Source organism: Paraburkholderia caribensis (assembly GCF_002902945.1).
In the GTDB taxonomy this organism is placed as follows: Bacteria; Pseudomonadota; Gammaproteobacteria; order Burkholderiales; family Burkholderiaceae; genus Paraburkholderia; species Paraburkholderia caribensis.
In genome coordinates this window covers 1,804,019-1,824,603 of record NZ_CP026103.1, presented here as the reverse complement: position 1 = coordinate 1,824,603, position 20,585 = coordinate 1,804,019, and the positions used below count along the sequence as shown (strand labels likewise).

Sequence of the window (20,585 nt, the reverse complement as noted above, 5' to 3'; positions counted from 1 at the left end):
ACGCAAAACGCGTGGCACTGTCGGGAAGCCCGCACCTGCCTCGCGTGGCCCGATTCTTCCGGCTCCTTCAAGTGTGTTTTGCCGTGTCCGTCCTGTGAAGGGCGCGCGCAACTGCTATGCTTAGAGCATCGAAGCGAGAGGGCGCGCCGCGTCTCGTCCGACGGGACCACCGACGCGAAAAGCCATGAAGATTTTCAAGCCACTTGCATTGACTTTGCTGCTGCTGAGCGGCGCTGCGAGCGCAGGCACGCTGCCGTCCACGAGCAATCCAGACAGTAGTCCGGGCGATAGCCGCACGCTGGCATGCGACTCCGTGTCGTTTGCAACGGGCACGGCGCAAAATCGCGCGGCATGTCGTCGGGTCTTTGCGCGCGAGGCGCGTCCGACTGTTCAGACGTCGCCCCTCACCGCTTCCGATTACGCGTCGTGACCCGAGCCGGCGCTTGATGTGCTGGCACGCACGACGAGTTCGAAGCCGACGTCGACGATGCGCGGTTCGATGTCGGCACGCGGTTCGTGTTCCGTGCGCTCCATCAGTTCCTGCGCGATCCGCAGGCCGATTTCAGTTGCGCGCGGCTGAATCGTCGTGAGCGGCGGCACGCATTCCTCGCTGAACGGCAGATCGCCGAAGCCCGCAACCCGCAGCCGCTGTGGAACGGGAATGCCGCGCCGTTGCGCTTCGAACAGCACCCCGAGCGCGATGACGTCGTTGGAACAGGCGATGGCGTCCACGTTGGGCATGTCGTTCAGCATGCTGGCCAGCGCGTGAGCTCCCGTTTGCGGCGACGCATCGCCGGCGACGTCTTCGACGCGTGTTTCAATGCCCGCTTTCGCCACCGTGCGGGTAAAGCCTTCGCAACGCTGCCGCGCCCGCACGTCGCTGGCCATGCGCGCACCGATGAAGGCGACGCGGCGCGCGCCGATATCGAGCATGTGCTTTGCGACGGCTTCGCCTGCCGCATGGTGCGAAAAGCCGACTTGCAGATCGAAAGGCTGATCACCGAGTTCCCACATCTCCGCGACGGGCGCGCGGGCGCTGCGCAACAGCGCGCGCGTTTCGTCGTCGTGGCGGCAACCGGTGACGACCAGCGCGGTCGGCGACCACGACAGGAATGTACGCACGAGGTCCGCTTCGCGGCCGGGTTGATAGTCGGTTGCGCCGAGCAGCAACTGATAGCCATGGCGGTCGAACTCTTTCTGCATCGCCGCCACGGTCGCGGCGAAGAACGCATTGCCGAGCGACGGCACGACCACGCCGATGGCGCGCGTGCGTGCGGCGGCAAGGCTGCCCGCAAGCAGATTGGGGACGTAGCCGAGCACGTCGATGGCCTGCTTGATGCGCGGCGCGATGCGCGGCGATACCGCTTCCGGGTTGCGCAGGAACAGCGACACGGAACTGGGTGACACGCGCGCGCGGGCGGCGACGTCATCCATCGTGACGCGGTTGGTGCTGCGCCGGGAGCGCGGTGCCTTGACTGTCTGGGACATGGGCTGCGAGCGGTCGGAAGAGCCAGCGCCGCGATCGGCGCGAAGCTTATATTGTAATTGCCGCAGCGCAACGAGTCATCTTCTCCGCACTAACCCTGGTATCGTGCGCCAGAATCGTAGCGCTATTATTTCGCAGCGCTGCGATTTTATTGATACGCCCTACAGTTTCCCCCGACATGTCTGCTTCCGATCTCCGTTGCGTCCTCGACGCCCGTGCCGAACTAGGCGAATGCCCACGCTGGGACGAACGCGAGCGCGTGCTGTACTGGGTCGACATTCTCGAACCGGCGCTGCACCGCTTCGATCCCGCCACAGGCATGGACCAGACTTTCGCGTTGCCGGAGCACATCGGCTGCTTCGCGTTGCGCGAAGGCGGCGGCTTTATTGCGGGCCTGCGCTCGGGCATCTGGATGCTCGACGAGGCGGCGCGCCCGACGGGGCAACTCGCTGCCAACCCCGAAGACGTACGCACGAGCCGCTTCAACGACGGACGTTGCGACACATCGGGCCGCTTTTTCGCAGGCACGATCGATGAACCGAAGGCGGGCGGCAACGCCCATCTCTACCGCTACGCGGACGGCAGGCTGGACGCCTTGAGCGCGGGTCTGCTGACGTCGAACGGGTTCGCGTTCAGCCCGGACAGCCGCTGGCTCTACCACTCCGACACACCCAACTTCACGATCTACCGCCGCGCCTACGACCTCGCGACCGGCGCATGCGGCGAAGCCGAAGTGTGGGCGCGCATCCGGCCCACCACGGACGATCGCGGCCGCCCCGACGGCGCGGCGGTGGACGCCGAGGGCTTCTACTGGAGCGCGTTCTACGAAGGCGGGCGGGTGGTCCGCTTCGCCCCCGACGGCAACGTCGACTCCGTCTACCCCGTACCCGTGCGCTGCCCGACCATGTGCGCGTTCGGCGGCGACGATCTGCGCACGCTCTACATCACGACCGCGCGCGCGGGACGCAGCGCCGATGAACTCGAACGCGAGCCGCTGGCAGGCGGACTCTTTGCGATGCGCACCGACGTGCCGGGACTGCCCGAGCCGCGCTGGCGCGCATCGACGTGAACTCACACCCGACGGACCCTGACATGCCTGATCTGAAAGACCCCACTCTGTTGCGCACGCAATGCCTGATCGGCGGCGAATGGCGCGCGGCGCGCGACGGCCGCAGCTTCGACGTCGCCGACCCGGCAACGGGCGCGTGGATTGCCAGCGTGCCGTCGATGACGGCTGTCGAAACACGCGAAGCGATTGCCGCGGCGCAAGCGGCGCTGCCCGCGTGGCGTGCACTGACGGCCAAGGCGCGCGCGACATTGCTGCTCAAATGGCACGACCTGATGCTCGAACATCAGGACGATCTTGCGTTGCTGATGACGGCCGAACAAGGCAAGCCGCTCGCGGAAGCGAAAGGCGAGATTGCGTTTGCGGCGAGTTTTATCGAATGGTTTGCGCAAGAGGCGCGGCGCGTGGACGGCGACGTGATCGCGACGCCGTCGAACGACCGCCGCCTGTTGACGATCCGTCAGCCGGTCGGCGTGTGCGCGGCGATCACGCCGTGGAATTTCCCGGCCGCGATGATCACGCGCAAGGCGGGTCCGGCGCTAGCGGCGGGCTGCACGATGGTGCTCAAGCCTGCGTCGCAGACGCCGTTGTCCGCGCTCGCGCTGGCGGCGCTCGCGGAACGCGCCGGCATTCCGGCGGGCGTGATCAACGTCGTGACGGGCGATCCGCAGCCGATCGCCGAAGAACTGACGGGCAATCCCGTGGTGCGCAAGCTGTCGTTCACCGGCTCGACGGGCATCGGCGCGCGCCTGATGGAACAGGGCGCGCGGCATATCCAGAAGCTGTCGCTGGAACTGGGCGGCAATGCGCCCTTCATCGTGTTCGACGATGCCGACCTCGATGCGGCAATCGAAGGCGCGCTGATTTCGAAGTATCGCAACGCGGGCCAGACCTGCGTGTGCGCGAACCGCTTCTACGTGCAGGCGGGCATCTACGAAGCCTTCGTCGACAAGCTCGCGACGCGCGTGCAGGCGCTGCGTTGCGGCGACGGACGCGAGCCGTCGACGCAAATCGGTCCGCTGATCGACGCGCGTGCGTTGGCGAAGGTGGGCGAACTGGTCAACGACGCCCGCGCGCAAGGCGCAACCGTGCTGTGCGGCGGCGAGCCGCTCGCGGTCTGCAGCGACGGTGCGAAGCGTCACTACGCGCCGACCGTGCTGACGAACGTGACGCCTGCGATGCGCGTCGCGCGCGAAGAGATCTTCGGGCCCGTTGCGCCCGTCATGCGCTTCACCGACGAGCAGGACGTCATTGCACTCGCCAACGATACCGAGTTCGGCCTCGCAAGCTACTTTTACACGCGCGACATGGCACGCGTCTGGCGCGTTGCGGAAGCACTGGAGTTCGGCATGGTCGGCATCAACACGGGGCTGATATCGACAGCGGAAGCGCCGTTCGGCGGCGTCAAGCAGTCGGGCCTCGGGCGCGAGGGTTCAAAATACGGCATCGACGAATACCTGGAAATGAAGTACCTGTGCATGCAAGTGGCCTGACGGCAGCGCCTGACGAAGCGCTGCAAAGTTCGCACAGAAATCGCAGCGCTGCGAAAATAGCGGCGCAGGTTGCCAGGCGCATTGCCCGCACGAAGCCCGACGACAACCTCAAAGGGACGAGGAGACAATGATTTTCACCATACTGAGTTTTGCTTTTTTCACCGCGCTGGTCGGCTTTGTGTCGTACCTGTTCACGCGGCGCGCGAAGGATCATGGCGCGCGCGGTTACTTCATGGCGAGCGGCGGGCTCACCGGCTGGTTCATCGCGGGCTCGATGATGCTGACCAATCTTTCCGCCGAGCAGATGGTGGGTCTGAACGGCGACGCCTACGCGCACAATCTCTCGGCGATGGCGTGGGAATGCACGGCAGCCATCGCGACCGTCGCGCTCGCGATGTTCTTTCTGCCGCGCTATCTGCGCGGCGGCTTTTCGACCTTGCCGCAGTTTCTCGAAGAACGTTTTGACGCGACCACGCGGCGCGTGGTCAGCGCCTTCTTCGTGATTGGCTACATGCTGGTGGCGAACCCGTCGGGCCTGTATCTCGGTGCGATCACGTTCAATCAGGTGTTCGGCGTGCAGGCGCTGCTCGGCACGTCGTATCCGGCCACGATCACGATTCTCGTGTGGATGTCGGGGATCATCGGCGCGTTGTATGCGATTTTCGGCGGACTGCGCGCGGTGGCCGTGTCCGACACGATCAACGGTGTCGGCTTGCTGATCGCCGGTCTGATGGTGCCCGTGCTCGGACTGTTCGTGCTCGGTCACGGCGATTTCTTCGCCGGCGTGCACACCATTGCGACGCAAGCACCGGAGAAGTTGTCCGCGATCGGCGGCCCGCACGACTCGGTGCCGTTCGGCACGCTGTTCACCGGGATGATCTTCGCCAACCTGTTCTACTGGTGCACGAACCAGGCGATCGTGCAGCGCACGTTCGCGGCGAAGAGTCTTGCCGAAGGGCAGAAGGGCGTGCTGCTGTCGGGCCTGATGAAGCTGCTCGTGCCGCTCGTCATGATGTTGCCCGGCGTGGTCGCGTTCCATCTGTATTCCGGGCACCCGCTGAGCCGTCCCGACCTCGCGTATCCGCAACTGGTCACCGATGTGCTGCCGTGGTGGGCGAAAGGCTTCTTCATCGCCGTGCTGTTCGGCACCGTGATGAGCCACTTCAACGCCGTGATCAACAGCACGGCGACGCTGATCGCATTCGACTTCTATCGCGTGTGGAAGCCGCAAACCAGCGACGAAACGCTGATCCGCGTCGGCAAGACGGCAAGCGTGGTGATCGCCGTCGTGTCGCTGCTCGTCGCGCCGCTGCTGATGTACGCGCCGGACGGCATTTATATGGTGATGCGCCGCTTCACCGGCTTCTACAACATTCCGATCATCGCCGTTGTGCTGGTGGGCTTCTTCAGCAAGAAGATCGGCGCGTTCCCCGCGAAGATGGTGTTGCTGCTGCATGTGATCGTCTACACGCTCGGCATTCTCGTGTTTCAGGTCGACAAGCTGCTCGGCATCAACTTCATCCACATCATGGGCGTTCTGTTCGTGTGCGAAGTGACGCTGATGCTGGTGCTCGGTGCGCGTCACCGCCGCGCGAGAGCGTATGAGCCGCAACTGCGGCAGACGGGTGACCTCACGCCGTGGCGTTACGCCAGCACGATGAGCGTGTTCCTGATCGCGATGCTGGTGAGCATCTACCTGACGCTGTCGCCGATTGGCATTGCACGGCATGGCGGCGTGACGACCCAATACGAAATCCTGATGGTGCTGACATGGTGCGTGGCGATCGGACTGATCGCGCTGTTCCGCCGCCGTGCGTCGGCGGGCGAGCGTGCGTTGGCGTGGAGCCAGTCGCCACGCGAATCCAACGGCCACTGAGAGCATCGTATCAACTCAACGCAATAGCAAGGTAAAGCTGATGAACTGGCAGACAGAAGCGGGTGGCAAGCTCGTATTGCGCGTCGCAGGCCGCACGCTCTTCGAACATGCGCCGGATACGCCCGCCGTGTTCGTGGGACGCGGCGTCGAGAAGATCGACATGTATCGCGGCAATTTCGACATCAACGACTACGTCGAAGAACGCGTCGCGCTGCGCGAGGCGCGCTTCACGTTGCTCCACGACGGCAGCGCCCGCATCGAACTGGCGCGCGACGCGCAAGCCGCTGCCGAACTCACGATCCACGCAATCCAGTCGGCGCACGGCGTGCATCTCGCGCTGTCGGCAACCGGCGAGATCAACCGCGTGTGGTGGCGCGTTCCCGCGCAACGCGACGAGCATGTGTGGGGCTGCGGCGAGCAGATGTCGTACTTCGACCTGCGCGGCCGCAACTTCCCGCTGTGGACGTCGGAGCCCGGCGTGGGCCGCGACAAGAGCACGCATCTGACGTGGCAGGCCGACACGACATCGAAGTCGGGCGGCGACTACTACAACACCAACTATCCCCAACCGAGCTTCGTGTCGTCGCAGAAGTACTGTCTGCATGCGCAAACCACGGCCTACGCGGACTTCGATTTCCGTCATCCCGAGTGGCACGAGTTGCAATTCTGGGCGATTCCCGAGCGGCTCGAATTCATTGTCGCCGACGACTTCGTCACCCTCGTCGAACGCATTTCGCAGCGCTTCGGCCGCCAGCCCGCGCTGCCCGCATGGGTGATGGACGGTGCGATCCTCGGTTTGAAGAACGGTCGCGAGCATGCGCAGACCATCATGCAGCAAAGCCGCGCCGCCGGCATCAAGGTGAGCGGCCTGTGGTGCGAGGACTGGGTCGGCATCCGGCAGACGTCGTTCGGCAAGCGTCTGTTCTGGGACTGGCGCTGGAACGAAACGCGCTATCCCGGACACGCGGAGTGGATGAAGCAACTCAACGCCGAAGGTGTGCGTTTTCTCGGCTATGTGAATCCGTATCTGTGCAATGACGGCACGCTCTATGTCGAAGCCAAGGCAGCCGGTTATCTGGCGACGCGCGCGGACGGTGGCGACTATCTCGTCGACTTCGGCGAATTCGATTGCGGCGTGGTTGACTTTACGAATCCGGCGGCGGCGCGCTGGTTCGAAGAACGCGTGATCCGCGACGAGATGCTGAACCAGGGACTCGACGGTTGGATGGCGGATTTCGGCGAATACCTGCCGACCGACGTCACACTCGCGAACGGCATCGACGCGAAGCTGATGCACAACGCGTGGCCGACGCTGTGGGCCGAGGTCAACGCGCGCGCCATCCAAGGCGCGGGCCGCACGGGCGATGCCGTGTTCTTCATGCGCGCGGGCTATACGGGCGTGCAGGCGCATTGCCCGCTGCTGTGGGCGGGCGACCAGTCCGTCGACTTCACGCGTCACGACGGCTTGCAAACGGTGATCTGCGGCGCGCTCTCATCGGGGCTGCTTGGCAATGCGTATCACCACAGCGATATCGGCGGCTATACGAGCCTGTTCGGCAACACGCGCACGCCCGAGCTGTTCCAGCGCTGGGCTGAAATGGCGGCCTTCACGCCGATGATGCGTACGCACGAAGGCAATCGTCCCGACGACAACTTCCAGTTCTGGCAGGATGCCGGGGTGCTCGCGCACTTCGCGCGCATGACGCGCGTGTTCGTCGCGCTCAAGCCGTACGTGCAAGGTCTCGTCGACGAAGCGGCGGCGCGCGGTCTGCCGTTGCAGCGTCCGCTGTTTCTGCACTACGAACACGATCGCGCGACCTACGCGATCCAGGACCATTACCTGTATGGCCGCGATCTGCTCGTCGCGCCCGTGCATGCGGCGGGCGTTGCGCAATGGCGCGTGTATCTGCCGCAGGGCGATGCGTGGACGCATCTGTGGAGCGGCAAGCGTCATGAAGGCGGCCAGCATCTCCAAGTGGCCGCGCCGCTCGGCGAACCGCCCGTGTTCGTGCGCGTTGGAGCAGCGCGCGAAGCGCAATTGCTCACGTTGGCGAAGGACGCAGCGTGAGCCTCAGCCTCAGTCCGTTCCTGCACCATCTGCTGTTCGCCGTGTGCGTCGCGACGGCGACGTTCACGCAAAGCCTGACGGGCTTCGCGTTCGGACTCGTGTTGCTCGGACTCGTCGCGGTGTTTCATCTCGCGCCGCTGCCCGTCGCGGCGAACGTGGTCACGGTGATGGTGCTCGCCAATGCCGCGCTGCTGGTGCGCGGCGTACCCGCGTTGCCGCGCCGTCTGCTCGTGCCGTCGTATGGCAGCAGTCTGATTGGCGTCGCAGTCGGCGCATGTCTGCTCGCGTGGCTTTCCGATAACGCGATCGGCGTTGTGCGCTTCGCGCTCGGCCTGGCGATTCTCGCGTGCAGCCTGTTGCTCGTCGTGCAGTCGAAACCGCGTGCGCAGCTTGCGTCGCCCGGTACGTTCGCTGTCTATGGCTGCATCTCCGGCGTGATGGGCGGCGTGTTCGCGAGTGCCGGTCCGCCGATGGTGTTCCATCTCTATCGCCAGCCGTTAGATCGCGTCGTCGTGCGCGACACGCTGGTGCTGCTGTTCGCCGTCAACGCCGTGCTGCGGCTGATCATCGTGCTCGCTCAAGGGCGCTTCGATGCGGCGTCGCTGGCGCTGAGCGCCGAAGCCCTGCCCGTCGTGCTGATCGTGACATGGCTCGCGCGCCGCTATCCGCCCAACTGGTCGCCGACCGCCGTGCGGCGCGTGGTCTTCGTGCTGCTGGCCATTGCCGGCACGAGTCTCGTGGCGCCCGCCGTAACGAGCGCAACGGCACAGGCACACGCGAAAGTCAGCGCGGCATCCCCTCAACTTCGTTCTATCACGGCGTGAATATCGTGCAACAAAAGCTCAAACAACTCAGCGAACTGCGCAGCCAGCGCTGGCTGGCACCCGACGACATGCGCTCGTTCGCGCATCGTCAGCGTCTGCAGCAAATGGGGTTGCGTCGCGAAGAGTTCATGTCGCGGCCGGTGATCGGCATCATCAATACGTGGAGCGATCTGTCGCCGTGCCACGCGCATTTGCGCGAGCGCGCGGAAGCGGTGAAGCGCGGCATCCTGCAGGCAGGCGGCATGCCGTTCGAACTGCCCGCCATGTCGCTCGGCGAAGTGATGGTCAAGCCGACCACGATGATCTACCGCAACTTCCTCGCGATGGAAACGGAAGAACTGCTGCGCTCGCTGCCCATCGACGGCGCCGTGCTGATGGGCGGTTGCGACAAGACCACGCCCGGCTTGCTGATGGGTGCGCTGTCGGCGGATTTGCCGTGCATCTTCGTGCCCGCCGGGCCGATGCTCAACGACCGGCATCGCGGCCAGGCCGTCGGCGCGGGCACGCATACGAAGAAGTTCTGGGACGAGTATGTGGCGGGCAACATCGAGCAGCCCGAGTGGATTTCCCTCGAAGCACGGATGACGCGCGCGCCCGGCACCTGCAATACGATGGGCACGGCGAGCACGATGACGTCGATCGTCGAGGCCATGGGCTTCACGCTGCCCGGCGCGACCAGCATTCCCGCCATGGATGCGTCGCACACGCGCATGTGCTCGACGAGCGGCGAGCGCATCGTCGGTATGGTGTGGGAAGACCTGAAGCCGAGCCGCTTCTTCAACCGCCAGTCCGTTGAAAACGGCATCGTCACCTATATGGCGCTGGGCGGCTCGACCAATGCCGCGATTCACACGATCGCGATTGCAGGCCGCGGCAACGTGCCGCTGACGCTCGACGATATCGCGCGCGTCGGCAAGAACATTCCCGTGCTGGCCGACGTGTTCCCGTCCGGCAAGCGTCTGATGGAAGATTTCTATTATGCGGGCGGGCTGCCCGCGTTGCTCAGCGGCGTGAAGGACCATCTGACGCTCGATTGCGTGACCGTAACGGGCGCGACACTCGGTGAAAACATTGCGCGTTTCGAAGCGGGCCAGCGCCCGCAGGGTGAAGACGCAATCCGTCCGTTGACCGATCCCGTCAGCGAGCGCGGCGCGCTTGGCGTGCTGCGCGGCAATCTCGCGCCTGACGGCGCGGTCATCAAGCCAAGCGCGGCAAGCCCGCATCTGATGAAGCATCGCGGACGCGCGCTTGTGTTCGACTCGATCGCCGAGATGAACGCGAAGATCCATGCGCCCGATCTGGACGTGGATGCGAACACCGTGCTCGTGCTGCGCGGTGGCGGCCCGATCGGCGCGCCCGGCATGCCCGAATGGGGCAATCTGCCGATTCCGAAAAAGCTTCTCGCGGCGGGCGTGCGCGACATGGTCCGCATATCGGACGCGCGCATGAGCGGCACGCATTACGGCACCTGCGTGCTGCACGTTGCGCCCGAGGCGGCGGCGGGCGGACCGCTCGCGCTGATCCGCACGGGCGACATGATCGAGCTCGATGTCGAAGCGGGGCGTCTCGACGTGCTGTTGCCGGATGAAGAACTCGCGCGTCGCCGCGAAGACTGGCGTGCGCCGCCGAACCCGCGCAAGCGCGGTTATATCCGCCTATACGTCGAGCAGGTTTCGCAGGCCGACAAGGGCTGCGACTTCGACTTCCTGACGGGCTTCGAAGAACCCGTCGAACCGGCGATTTTCTGAACACCAGGACCGACCAACATGGCCAACAGGATCAAGCAGGACCCCACGCGCAACGCGTTCCGCGACGCACTGAAACCCAACGACAACAGCACGATGCGCGCAAAGCCGCTCGGCACCTGGCTGATGTCCGGCTCGGCGGCAACGGCGGAAGCGTTCGGCCACGCCGGCTTCGACTGGTTGCTGATCGACATGGAGCACGCGCCCCTCGAATTCACGGACGTGCTGCATATGCTGCAAGCCGTCGAGTGCGGCGGCGCGGCGCCCATCGTGCGCATCGCGCGCAACGACGCGACGCTCGCCAAGCGCGCTTTGGACATGGGCGCGCCGACGCTGATGTTCCCGTATGTGCAGAGCCCGGAAGAGGCGCGCGCGGCCGTTGCGTCGATCAAGTTCCCGCCGCTCGGCACGCGTGGTTTCGCGGCGATGCATCGCGCGAGCCGCTATGGCACGTGGAGCGAATTCGGCACGCGTGCGAACGAGGCGACCGCGTGCATCGTGCAGCTGGAAACGCCCGAGGCCGTGGCACAGCTCGAAGCGATTGCGGCCGTGCCGGGTGTCGATGCGCTGTTTGTCGGGCCGGGCGATCTGTCGGCGGCGATGGGCAAGATCGGCAATCTGGCCGACCCGGAAGTGCGCGCCGTGCTCGCCGATTGCGCACGCCGCGCGAACGCGATCGGCATGCCTATCGGTATTGTCGGGCCGACGCCCGCGATGGTGCGCGAGTTCGCCGAAATGGGCTACGACTACGTCGCGATTGCATCCGACATGGGGATGGCGATGCGCCAGGCGAATGCGTTCATCGCCGAGTTCGATCAGGTGAAGGCCAATGCGAATGCAGGCGGTCCGTACTGATCATGTCGAGCGCACCGGAACTGTTCTCGCTGGATAACGACGCGTGGCAAGTACGCATCGCGCCGTCGCTGGGCGGGTCGATCGTCGAGGCGCGCTGGCGTGGCCGCGATGTGCTGCGGCCAACGCCCGCCGCCGAACTCGAAGCGCGCAACGTGCGCAAGACAGCGTGTTATCCGCTCGTGCCGTTTTCGAATCGCATCGCGTTCGGCACGTTCGGATTCGGCGATTCGCGATACACGCTGGCGAAGAACCTCGCGGGGTTCGCGCATGCGATTCACGGCGTCGGATTTCAGCGGGCGTGGTCCGCGCACGCAAGCAATGCGAACACGATCGACATGCGGCTTGCGCACGTACCGGACGAACATTGGCCGTTTGCGTTCGAAGCGCAGCAGCGCATTGCAATCGACGGCGATACGTTGACGCTGAGCTTGCGCATGACCAACACCGATACGTGCGCTGCGCCATGCGGCGCCGGTTGGCATCCGTTCTTTCCGCTCGATACGGCGGCGGGCGCGACGCGTCTCTCCACCGCATGGACATCGATGCTGGTCAGCGACGCAAACGATCTGCCGTGCGCGAACACGCCGCCGCCGCAGTTCGGCGCACTCGACGACACGGTCGTCGATAACTGCTTTACTGGCTGGAGCGGAAGCGCGCATATCGATACGCCGCATCATCGGATCGCTATCGAAGCAAACGATGCGTTGCGCTGCGCCGTGCTGTTCAGACCTGGCGGCCAGCCGTTTTTTGCATTCGAGCCCGTCAGTCACGCGAACAACGCGCTGAACGGCAACGAGCCGGCAATGCATGTGCTGTCGCGAGGCGAGGCGCTCGAAGCGCGTGTCGCGATCTCGTTGCAGGCACGGAATACGGAATCACTCAGGAGCGAGTCATGAATTCAACCCGTCCGCTGTATCCGGCGCTCGCCGGGCAAGTGGCGTTCATATCGGGCGGCGCATCGGGCATCGGCGAAGCGATCGTCGAAGCATTCTGGGAGCAGGGCGCACTGGTGGCCTTCTGCGATCTCGACGAGCAGGCGGGCAACGCGTTGTGCGAGCGGCTCGGCAGCGCGAGCGAAGGCGCATCGACCGTCGCGCGTTCGCGGCCTTGGTTTGCGCGCTGTGACGTGCGCGATATCGACGCCTATCGAAACGTGCTCGACGAAGCGGCGCGTGCACTCGGCCCCATTCGCACGCTTGTGAACAACGCGGGCCGCGATACGCGCCACGCGCTCGACGATCTCTCCGTCGACATGTGGAACGAGATGCTCGCCGTCAACCTCACGCATCACGTGTTCGCGACGCAGCGCGTCGCGCCGGGCATGCGCGCGGCGGGCGGCGGCTCGATCGTCAACCTCGGCTCGATTTCGTGGCTGCGCGGCCGGCCGAATCTGATTGGCTATACGGCGTCGAAGGCGGCGATCTCGGGCATCACGCGCACGCTCGCGCGCGAACTCGGCGACGGCGGCATCCGCGTGAACGCCGTATTGCCCGGCGCGGTCGTCACGGCGCGGCAGACCGCGCTATGGCGCGATCCCGCCGCCGACCAGCAGTTTCTCGATTTGCAGTGCCTGAAGTTTCGCGTCGAGCCCGCACATATTGCGGACTCGGTGCTGTTTCTCGCGAGTCCGCAAGCGGCTGCGATCACGGGGCAGAACCTGATCGTCGATGCGGGACTCGCGCAGGTGTCCGTCGTCGGATAGACGGCGGCGGCGCGCTCGCGCGCATCACTAGAAGAACCACTAAAACCAAAGGAATCTGGAGACTTTCTGATGCTTCACACGAAAAAGTGCCTGAAACAGGGCGCGTGGGCGCGCTCGTGCCTGCGAAATGGCGTGGCGGTTGCAGCGCTGGCGGCAGCCGCGCATTCGACGGCCTGGGCGCAATCGACGCTCACGCTGTACGGCATCGTCGATGCGGCCGTTCAATACGGCAAGTTCAACGACACCGTCAGCGCGACGGCGATGGCGGCAAGCGGCAACCTGCAGGCGTCGCGCTTCGGCTTTCGCGGCAGTGAAGATCTGGGCGGCGGCTATCGCGCGAACTTCCAGCTCGAAACGGGCTTCAATACTTATACGGGCGTAGGCGGCGGCGCGACGATGTTCAATCGCGGCGCGTCCGTCGGTCTGTCTAGCGCGAAGTACGGCAGCGTCGACGCGGGCTTCATGTATTTGCCCATCTACTGGGTGTTTCTGGCTTCGGACGTCGCGACCTATGGCCTGTCGAATCCCGCCGCGATCATGTCGCTCGAACATACGGTGACGCTCGGCAAGTCGGGCACGGGCGGCTTCTATCCGAATGCGGTGCGCTATCGCACGCCGAACTTCAACGGCCTGACCAGCGAGATCGGTTACTCGTTCGGCGCGCAAAACGCGTCGGGTCAAACCGCCGACGGCCGGAATATCGGCGCGAACATAATGTATCAGCGCTTCGGCATGATGCTTGGTTACGGCTTCAACCACTACCAGTACTACGCGAACACGAGCACCTTGACGGCTTCGTCGCAGTTGACACATGTGTTTGCGGCGACTTACGGCTATAGCGGCAATTTCATCGGCGCGAACTATATCTATTCGAAACGCACCGACGCGACCAACTGGTTTGCATCGGCGTTTCTCGTCAATGCAAAGATTCCGGCCGGGCCTGGCGATATCGAACTGGGCGTCGCGCGACGCATCGAGAACGCCGACGCGCGCGCCCTGGCGTACAACGCGGGCTACGTGTACTTCCTGTCAAAGCGCACGCAGCTGTATGGCTACGCGTCGATGATCACGAACAACAGCCATTCGAGCCAGGGCTTCGCGCTCCTCAATTCCACTTACGCGACGGTGACGCCGGGCTTCGATCCATGGGCGGTGACGGTGGGCCTGCGCACGTCGTTCTGACCACCCCTGCGTGTGCGCGCTCGCACACGCTTTTCCTCTGAAGGAGATTCCATGACTGAGCCTTTGAGATACGGCGTAATCGGCGCCGGCATGATGGGACAGGAGCATCTTCGCAATATCGCGCTGTTGCCGAACGCGATCGTCACCGCGCTGGCAGATCCGCATGCGGAGTCGATTGCGTCGGCGACGAAGACCGTGGGGCGCGAGGTCCACACGTTTGCCGATCATCGCGATCTGCTCAAGAGCAAGGCCTGTGACGTGCTCGTCGTCGCGACGCCGAACGATACGCACCGCGCCGTTCTCGAAGACATTCTCAGTGCACCGACGGCGTACCCGACGCTGATCGAAAAGCCGATCTGCACGACGATCGAGGATTGCCGGCATCTGGCGGAGGCGGCAGCGGGTCATCGCGCGCCGCTATGGGTGGGCATGGAGTACACCGTTACATGCCGCCGCTGACGGCCATGGTCGACGAGATCAATAACGGGAAGATCGGCGAACTGAAAATGTTCTCGATTCGGGAGCATCGTCATCCGTTTTTGAGCAAGGTCGGCAACTGGAATCGCTTCGCGGAGCGTACGGGCGGAACGCTGGTCGAGAAGTGCTGCCATTTCTTCGACCTGATGCGGCTGATCGTCGACGACGAAGCAGTGCGCGTGTTCGCGTCCGGCGCCGCCGACGTGAATCATCGTGACGAGCGCTATGACGGCAAGGTGCCCGACATGATCGATAACGCATACGTGATCGTCGAGTTCAGGAGCGGGCGTCGGGCGAGTCTCGATCTTTGCATGTTCGCGGACGGCGCGTATTGGCAGGAAGAGTTTTCGGCAGTCGGTGACAAGGGCAAGGTCGAGTGCTTCGTGCCGGGTTCGGGCAAGCATTGGCCGGGGCGCGGCGAGCGTCAGGCGGAAGTGGTGGTGAGTCCGCGTGATCCGAAGGGGCCGGTGCGGCGAACGGTCGAGGTCGATGAGCGTCTGCTTAGCCTTGGCGCGCATCATGGTTCGACGTATTTCGAACATCTCGGTTTTCAGCAGTCCGTTCTGGAAGGCTCGCCCGTCAAGGTGTCGGTGGAGGATGGCTTGAAGGCTGTCGTGATCGGCCTGGCGGCAGAGCAGTCGATCAGGGAGACGCGGGTTGTGGAGATCGACGGGTTGATGCTTCGCTAATCGCACTGGACACTCCTGATTTGTATTTCTTCAGGAGTGTCATTCTTTTTTCTGAAGTAATCCGGTACAGTTCGCATCAGGCAATCGTTTGCGATGTATTGAGTGCAATGAATATGTCGTGTGTAAAAGAACGGCTTCAAGTCTGTTGGTGTTACGCAAAACGGCAGTACGTCAACCGCATTTCGTTTTCCAGAATAGCAAACGTTTGCACGCACACGTATTGCAGTGAATATCGCTAAAGAGTAGTTCTTTTCGAATCTCAATCGGAAAAGTGAATAGAGAAGGCGAACAGACTTTCTATTTATTGTCTAAAGAAACGACTCACTGTCACGCAAAGTACACAGAGAAATATTAGCGTGCAGGGTTTCTTCACCGACTGGCTCGCCTCGCCATGCATCCCGCGTTTTCACGGTTACGCCGTCCGTCCGCACAGGGAGAACCTCACTCTGCCGGCGACCTGTGTCAGCAGGTTCCATCCGTCGACGCAGAAGATCCGAACTCGGTAGTCATGGAGATTTTCTCTTCACGTCACGACATGAAGAGTCTCGCTGTGATCGAAGGTAATCGGCCCATCGGGCTGATCAATCGCGATATCTTCCTGTCGCAAATGAGCAAGCCTTTCCACCGCGAGCTTTACGACAAGAAGAGCTGCATCGCGTTCATGGACAAGGAACCGCTCGTCGTCGACGCCGACATGAGCATTGAAGCGCTTACCTTCAAGACCGTCGAAGTCGGCGAAAAGGCGCTGGTGGACGGTTTTATCGTGACGCGCGACGGCTACTTTGCAGGGCTTGGAAGCGGACTTCAGCTTCTGGGCGCAGTAGCCGAAATGCAGGCGGAAAGAAACCGGCAGATCATGCAGAGCATCGAGTACGCGAGCGTGATCCAGCGCGCGATGCTGCGTGCGTCGCGGGACACGCTGGCCGAGAGGCTTTCCGATGCGGTGCTCGTATGGGAGCCGCGCGATGTGGTCGGCGGCGACTTCTATCATTTTGCTGCGTTCCCGCATGGCTGGTTCGGTGCCGCAGCCGACTGCACCGGTCACGGCGTGCCGGGCGCATTCATGACGCTGCTCGCATCGGCATCGCTGTCGCAGGCGCTCGAACAGATCGGACCGCGCGACCCCGCTGCCTTGCTTGCGGCAGTCAACCGCAACGTGAAGAGCTTGCTGGGCCAGGTGCACAGCGCGGCCGAAGTGTCGCAATCCGATGACGGCCTCGACGCTGCATTCTTCTGGTTCGATGCAAGGGAAAGCCAGCTGCATTTCGCCGGCGCGAGGATCGCTTTGCATATTCTCGCGCCTCAGGCCGACCACTTCGAAACGATTGCGGGCGACCGGATGGGTGTCGGCTATGTCGACAGTCTTGCCGACTACGAATGGAAGCTGCGCAAGATTGCAGTGCCGCCCGGCAGCCTGCTGTTCATTTGCACGGACGGTCTCATCGACCAGATTGGCGGCCCGAAGAATATCGCCTTTGGACGCCGCCGCGCGTTAGACCTGATTCTCGCGAACCGTGCCGAAGCACCGTCGGCAATCTGCGAAAAACTGCGGCAGGCGCTTGCCGATTGGCAAGGCGCGCAACCACGCCGCGATGACCTCACCCTGTTTTGTGCCCGCATTACCGACCAATAAGCATGTCTCCACTACTCGATCAAGACAGCGCCTTTTTCGATCTGGCGCAGCGGCGAAACGTCCTCTTCTATCACAAGGGTTATTTCTCTCATAACATCGTAGCCGCCATGGGCGAGGTCGTGAAACTGCAACTGGAAATCGCGGGCGTGAGCGGGCCCACGCGACGCAAGCTGTTCTCGTCGTTTGTCGAGTTGTCGCAGAACATCGTCCACTATTCGTCCGATTCCCTGCAGCCCGGCAACGACGGCGGCGGCTCCATTCGCGAAGGCGCGGTGTGCATCACCACCGACGGCGAAAGACATCTGATGATGTGCGTCAATCCCATTGCAGCGGAAGATGTCGACGGTTTGCGCAACAAGCTGGAGCCGCTGCGCAGCATGTCGGTTGAAGAGATCAAGCAGGCCTACAAGATCACATTGAGGGCCGACACGCCCGAGGAAAGCAAGGGCGCGGGTCTGGGTTTCCTGACGATGGCGCGCGACGCAAGCGCGCCGCTTGAATTCGCTTTTCATCCGCGTGCCGACGAACCCGGAACCACGCTGTTTTGTCTCAAAGCCATCATCTGAGTAAAAGGCGCACGAGCTATGGACAATCTCTACATTGCCGCAACGGCGACCTCTCCGGAAGTCGACTTTCGATTCGACCAGCATTCGCTGCTGCTCAGGGGCGAGTCGTACCCAGAGAATGCAGCGGCGTTCTACGCGCCGATCATCGAACAGTTGCGTCAGTACCTCGCGGAGTCGGCCGGCGCGGTGATTACCGTCGACGTCGTTCTGACCTACTTCAATAGCTCCAGCACGAAAATGCTGTTCAGCGTGTTCGATGCACTGGACGAAGCCGCGCAATCCGGCAGCCGCGTGCTGATGAACTGGTATCGCGACGAAGAAGACGAAACCATTTTCGAGTTCGGCGAAGAGCTGAAGGCCGATTTCCACGCGATCGAATTCACCGATCGCCCAGTCGCTCACCAGGGACAATAAGGTGCCGCGCATTTCCTCAGTGGATGCGCCCGCAAGCGATGCGCCGGATCTGTTCCAGAATGAGAACGAGGCGCTCGAGAAGGCACGTGCGATCCACGCAACGGCGGCTGCGGATGCGGACGATTATCGCCAGTCGCTAGGCGAGCTCATCGGGCATTTCGAGCGTCTGATGCGCGAGACGCGGCGCCTGATCGGCCGTAGCGATCGCGCAGAACGCGAGATGCAGGCGCTTGCCCAGCAATTGGCGCATCGCGCGACGCACGACGCGCTAACGGGTGTGTTCAACCGCAGCGCGGTGATCGAGCGGGCGTCGAAGGTCTTGCGTCGTGACAGCGCGGTCATGATCATTCTCGATATCGACGAGTTCAAGCGGGTCAACGACGATTTCGGCCACCCGGCGGGCGATGCCGTGATCATGGGTATCGTTGCGTGCTTGCGGCGAATCGTCGGCGAGCGGGGCTTTATCGGGCGCGTGGGCGGCGAAGAATTCACCGTGTTGCTTCCGGGACATGAAGTGGACGATGCGCTTCGGCTAGCCGAGAACATGCGTGAGGCGATCGGCAAGCATGTCTTTGCGTCGCCCGTGGACCGTCACATCACGGCCAGCTTCGGCGTCAGTGCGAACCCTGCGGGCACCAGTTTCGACACCGCGTATGGCCTCGCGGACGCCGCGCTCTATCGCGCCAAGCGCGGCGGGCGAAACCGGGTGGAATTTGCGAGTCCGTAAAGCGCCGGCGTGTTCTTCTGTTACGTCAATGCAGGTTGCACGTAGCCGCTCAGAATAAGCGCAGCTTGCACGGCGCCGAACAGTACGATAACGAGTGCGCCCGTGATGGCGACAACGCGCCTGGTCGTTTCGATCCGCGCGCGAAGACGAAAACTGCGCGCCATGATGAACCGGTTCGCGCCCACGGCGCTCAGGCCGAAGAGGCTAACGGTCACTGCCACGCCCCCGCCGATGGCAAACGTCGCCGCGATGCCTATCCACGGCGCGTGCGCTGCAACCGATGCGATCAGCACGAAGATCGACCCGACGCACGGCCGCACGCCCGATGCAAACCCGGTCGCAAGGATCTGGGACGTCGCTGAAAATTTCGATGTCCCGAATCGCGTTGCGCCGCCGGATTGCCGCATGTGCAGTTGCAGTTTCGTGCCGAGATAAGCGGGTTCGTGTTCGGACGTCGGCGACGCGGCCGCCTGGCGCTCAGCGGGCACGAGCTTCAGTGCGCGTGTGTCGACGCAGCAGTCGCGGCGCGCGAGGGTGCCGTAGATCGTCCAGCCGCCCGCGACACAAAGCAGAACATAGCTGACGATATCGAGCGATGCCGCGTTCGACAGCACGCTCGAGACGCCTGCCTTCGCAAACCACACCGCGCCGAACACGAGCACGATCGCGCTCATCGCCTGGACGGTTGCGCTCCAGCTCGCCAGCGCGACGGCCTGCGCGATGCGCGTGTCGCGCGAGCCGAGCCAGGTGCCGGCGACCAGCTTGCCGTGTCCTGGACCGAGCGCATGCAGCACGCCGTAAAGGAATGCGAGGCCGATCAACGTGAGCCATGTCCAGGGCGTGGACGTGCGGTGCAGTTGTTGCGCGGCGTCGGCGATGCGCGCGTTGAGCCTGCCTTGCCAGATGATCGATGTCGCCAGCGCCGTGCGTGCGAACTCGGGCAGTACGACAGTGTGACGGGTCTCGCTGGCAGATGGCGCGCGCGTTGGGCTCGCGCTTTGCGCCGGTGACGACGCCGATTGAACGGGCCGGCCGAAAACATCGACGGCGGCCGATGCTGCATGCGACGGCGCCGCGAGCGCAAGACTTGCGACTGCAACGCAAAACGCAAACAGGATATGCAGGACTGCGCGTTCGACTGTCAGCATGATATTGCTGTCGCTTGCGGCACGACGATGCCGTTGAAGATCGGATGCGCGCGGTCCTGAAAGGGTTTCGCTGCGCAGCTGGACGCGGCGTGTCCGTCTATCGTCACCGCGTTTGCGCCGTCGGGTTCGTAATCGACGAAGAACGAATCGTCCCAGATGCCGAGTGAAACCTTGTGCGTGCTCACGTCGACTGGTTTTTTCAGCGCCAACGTGAAGGTGTAGACGAGCTTGCCATGGTCCACCGATACGCGAAAACCTGCGGGTTCCGCCAGGTGTTGCGCCTCGCCGTCGACGAAAAGATGATTGAAGTACTGAGCGCCCGCCAGCGATGAAAATGCCTGTTCGCGGAAGATCGCGGTCTGCCTGGCGTCGAGCGGCCCATTGTCGGGCAAGGTATCGATACCGACGAGCTGAACCGGAAAGCCTTCTGAAAAGCGCCACGTTTGCGCTATCGAAATCACGGACGTGCCTTGCATTTGCACACGCGCCGAAAACCGTATCCATACGTGCGGATGCGCGGCAGCTATCCCGGATACGACGAACAGGGCGACGCCGATGAGCCGCCTGATGACAGAAAGATTCAACATCGCTTTTGATTGTTAAATTCTACGATGACACGCCGGCAAGTCTCGAA

Annotated in this window: 20 protein-coding genes; 17 read left to right on the top strand and 3 right to left on the bottom strand. The window is 63.4% G+C overall.

The window, feature by feature from the left end:
• Nucleotides 1-184: 184 nt before the first annotated feature.
• Nucleotides 185-430 (top strand): hypothetical protein, encoded by a 246-nt coding sequence (locus C2L66_RS37840; protein WP_103323745.1) that lies wholly within the window; start codon nt 185-187, stop codon nt 428-430.
• Here C2L66_RS37840 and C2L66_RS37835 read toward each other — a convergent pair.
• On the bottom strand, nt 418-1,488 hold the full coding sequence (locus C2L66_RS37835) for a LacI family DNA-binding transcriptional regulator (RefSeq protein WP_060609249.1): 1,071 nt from the start codon (nt 1,486-1,488) through the stop codon (nt 418-420). The two genes, C2L66_RS37840 and C2L66_RS37835, sit on opposite strands and share 13 nt — an antisense overlap.
• 176 nt (nt 1,489-1,664) lie before the next feature.
• Between C2L66_RS37835 and C2L66_RS37830 the strand changes: the two genes are divergently transcribed.
• From C2L66_RS37830 to C2L66_RS37760, 16 genes are all read left to right on the top strand, one after another.
• On the top strand, nt 1,665-2,555 hold the full coding sequence (locus C2L66_RS37830; protein ID WP_060609247.1) for an SMP-30/gluconolactonase/LRE family protein: 891 nt from the start codon (nt 1,665-1,667) through the stop codon (nt 2,553-2,555).
• A 23-nt stretch (nt 2,556-2,578) separates the two neighbouring features.
• Nucleotides 2,579-4,045 (top strand): NAD-dependent succinate-semialdehyde dehydrogenase, encoded by a 1,467-nt coding sequence (locus C2L66_RS37825; protein ID WP_060609245.1) that lies wholly within the window; start codon nt 2,579-2,581, stop codon nt 4,043-4,045.
• Between the two features lie 127 nt (nt 4,046-4,172).
• Nucleotides 4,173-5,921 carry a solute:sodium symporter family transporter gene (locus tag C2L66_RS37820; RefSeq protein ID WP_060609242.1) on the top strand — a complete coding sequence of 583 codons (1,749 nt, stop codon included), beginning with the start codon at nt 4,173-4,175 and terminating at the stop codon, nt 5,919-5,921.
• Nucleotides 5,922-5,961: 40 nt separating this feature from the next.
• Nucleotides 5,962-7,989, top strand: coding sequence for an alpha-glucosidase (locus tag C2L66_RS37815; protein WP_060609240.1), 2,028 nt, complete (start codon nt 5,962-5,964; stop codon nt 7,987-7,989).
• A complete protein-coding gene (locus C2L66_RS37810) occupies nt 7,986-8,813 on the top strand; it encodes a TSUP family transporter (RefSeq protein WP_063803402.1) in 828 nt (275 codons plus the stop codon). The genes C2L66_RS37815 and C2L66_RS37810 overlap by 4 nt, the downstream gene beginning before the upstream one ends.
• A gap of 5 nt (nt 8,814-8,818) precedes the next feature.
• Nucleotides 8,819-10,561 (top strand): L-arabinonate dehydratase, encoded by a 1,743-nt coding sequence (gene araD, locus C2L66_RS37805; RefSeq protein WP_167352381.1) that lies wholly within the window; start codon nt 8,819-8,821, stop codon nt 10,559-10,561.
• 18 nt (nt 10,562-10,579) lie between these two features.
• Nucleotides 10,580-11,413: an HpcH/HpaI aldolase family protein gene (locus tag C2L66_RS37800; RefSeq protein WP_227246859.1), complete on the top strand. Its 834-nt coding sequence runs from the start codon at nt 10,580-10,582 to the stop codon at nt 11,411-11,413.
• 2 nt (nt 11,414-11,415) lie between these two features.
• Entirely contained in the window at nt 11,416-12,309 is an 894-nt protein-coding gene (locus C2L66_RS37795; protein ID WP_060609235.1) for an aldose 1-epimerase, read from the top strand.
• Nucleotides 12,306-13,115 carry an SDR family NAD(P)-dependent oxidoreductase gene (locus C2L66_RS37790; RefSeq protein ID WP_060609232.1) on the top strand — a complete coding sequence of 270 codons (810 nt, stop codon included), beginning with the start codon at nt 12,306-12,308 and terminating at the stop codon, nt 13,113-13,115. Before C2L66_RS37795 ends, C2L66_RS37790 begins: the two co-directional genes overlap by 4 nt.
• Before the next feature lie 69 nt (nt 13,116-13,184).
• Nucleotides 13,185-14,297, top strand: coding sequence for a porin (locus C2L66_RS37785; RefSeq protein ID WP_060609230.1), 1,113 nt, complete (start codon nt 13,185-13,187; stop codon nt 14,295-14,297).
• A gap of 51 nt (nt 14,298-14,348) precedes the next feature.
• Nucleotides 14,349-14,756 carry a Gfo/Idh/MocA family protein gene (locus C2L66_RS41520; protein WP_208459762.1) on the top strand — a complete coding sequence of 136 codons (408 nt, stop codon included), beginning with the start codon at nt 14,349-14,351 and terminating at the stop codon, nt 14,754-14,756.
• Complete coding sequence (locus C2L66_RS41515; RefSeq protein WP_208459763.1) at nt 14,744-15,463, top strand: Gfo/Idh/MocA family oxidoreductase; 720 nt, start codon at nt 14,744-14,746, stop codon at nt 15,461-15,463. The genes C2L66_RS41520 and C2L66_RS41515 overlap by 13 nt, the downstream gene beginning before the upstream one ends.
• Before the next feature lie 391 nt (nt 15,464-15,854).
• Complete coding sequence (locus tag C2L66_RS37775) at nt 15,855-17,096, top strand: SpoIIE family protein phosphatase (protein WP_176056920.1); 1,242 nt, start codon at nt 15,855-15,857, stop codon at nt 17,094-17,096.
• Between the two features lie 2 nt (nt 17,097-17,098).
• On the top strand, nt 17,099-17,662 hold the full coding sequence (locus C2L66_RS37770; protein ID WP_054931226.1) for a SiaB family protein kinase: 564 nt from the start codon (nt 17,099-17,101) through the stop codon (nt 17,660-17,662).
• An 18-nt stretch (nt 17,663-17,680) separates the two neighbouring features.
• Complete coding sequence (locus C2L66_RS37765) at nt 17,681-18,076, top strand: DUF1987 domain-containing protein (RefSeq protein WP_054931225.1); 396 nt, start codon at nt 17,681-17,683, stop codon at nt 18,074-18,076.
• Between the two features lies 1 nt (nt 18,077).
• On the top strand, nt 18,078-18,803 hold the full coding sequence (locus tag C2L66_RS37760) for a GGDEF domain-containing protein (RefSeq protein ID WP_054931224.1): 726 nt from the start codon (nt 18,078-18,080) through the stop codon (nt 18,801-18,803).
• A 20-nt stretch (nt 18,804-18,823) separates the two neighbouring features.
• Here the strand turns inward: C2L66_RS37760 and C2L66_RS37755 are convergent, their stop codons facing one another.
• Together C2L66_RS37755 and C2L66_RS37750 are read right to left on the bottom strand one after the other, a co-directional pair.
• Entirely contained in the window at nt 18,824-19,951 is a 1,128-nt protein-coding gene (locus C2L66_RS37755) for a nickel/cobalt transporter (RefSeq protein ID WP_060609224.1), read from the bottom strand.
• Entirely contained in the window at nt 19,945-20,538 is a 594-nt protein-coding gene (locus C2L66_RS37750; RefSeq protein WP_060609221.1) for a DUF1007 family protein, read from the bottom strand. Before C2L66_RS37750 ends, C2L66_RS37755 begins: the two co-directional genes overlap by 7 nt.
• Nucleotides 20,539-20,585: the final 47 nt, after the last annotated feature.

What these genes read in the sequence shown, in the direction of transcription:
- C2L66_RS37840 (WP_103323745.1), top strand. Translation starts at nt 185, where the DNA reads ATGAAGATTTTCAAGCCACTTGCATTGACTTTGCTGCTGCTGAGCGGC.
- C2L66_RS37835 (WP_060609249.1), bottom strand. Translation starts at nt 1,488, where the DNA reads ATGTCCCAGACAGTCAAGGCACCGCGCTCCCGGCGCAGCACCAACCGC.
- C2L66_RS37830 (WP_060609247.1), top strand. Translation starts at nt 1,665, where the DNA reads ATGTCTGCTTCCGATCTCCGTTGCGTCCTCGACGCCCGTGCCGAACTA.
- C2L66_RS37825 (WP_060609245.1), top strand. Translation starts at nt 2,579, where the DNA reads ATGCCTGATCTGAAAGACCCCACTCTGTTGCGCACGCAATGCCTGATC.
- C2L66_RS37820 (WP_060609242.1), top strand. Translation starts at nt 4,173, where the DNA reads ATGATTTTCACCATACTGAGTTTTGCTTTTTTCACCGCGCTGGTCGGC.
- C2L66_RS37815 (WP_060609240.1), top strand. Translation starts at nt 5,962, where the DNA reads ATGAACTGGCAGACAGAAGCGGGTGGCAAGCTCGTATTGCGCGTCGCA.
- C2L66_RS37800 (WP_227246859.1), top strand. Translation starts at nt 10,580, where the DNA reads ATGGCCAACAGGATCAAGCAGGACCCCACGCGCAACGCGTTCCGCGAC.
- C2L66_RS37795 (WP_060609235.1), top strand. Translation starts at nt 11,416, where the DNA reads ATGTCGAGCGCACCGGAACTGTTCTCGCTGGATAACGACGCGTGGCAA.
- C2L66_RS37790 (WP_060609232.1), top strand. Translation starts at nt 12,306, where the DNA reads ATGAATTCAACCCGTCCGCTGTATCCGGCGCTCGCCGGGCAAGTGGCG.
- C2L66_RS37785 (WP_060609230.1), top strand. Translation starts at nt 13,185, where the DNA reads ATGCTTCACACGAAAAAGTGCCTGAAACAGGGCGCGTGGGCGCGCTCG.
- C2L66_RS41520 (WP_208459762.1), top strand. Translation starts at nt 14,349, where the DNA reads ATGACTGAGCCTTTGAGATACGGCGTAATCGGCGCCGGCATGATGGGA.
- C2L66_RS41515 (WP_208459763.1), top strand. Translation starts at nt 14,744, where the DNA reads ATGCCGCCGCTGACGGCCATGGTCGACGAGATCAATAACGGGAAGATC.
- C2L66_RS37775 (WP_176056920.1), top strand. Translation starts at nt 15,855, where the DNA reads ATGCATCCCGCGTTTTCACGGTTACGCCGTCCGTCCGCACAGGGAGAA.
- C2L66_RS37770 (WP_054931226.1), top strand. Translation starts at nt 17,099, where the DNA reads ATGTCTCCACTACTCGATCAAGACAGCGCCTTTTTCGATCTGGCGCAG.
- C2L66_RS37765 (WP_054931225.1), top strand. Translation starts at nt 17,681, where the DNA reads ATGGACAATCTCTACATTGCCGCAACGGCGACCTCTCCGGAAGTCGAC.
- C2L66_RS37755 (WP_060609224.1), bottom strand. Translation starts at nt 19,951, where the DNA reads ATGCTGACAGTCGAACGCGCAGTCCTGCATATCCTGTTTGCGTTTTGC.
- C2L66_RS37750 (WP_060609221.1), bottom strand. Translation starts at nt 20,538, where the DNA reads ATGTTGAATCTTTCTGTCATCAGGCGGCTCATCGGCGTCGCCCTGTTC.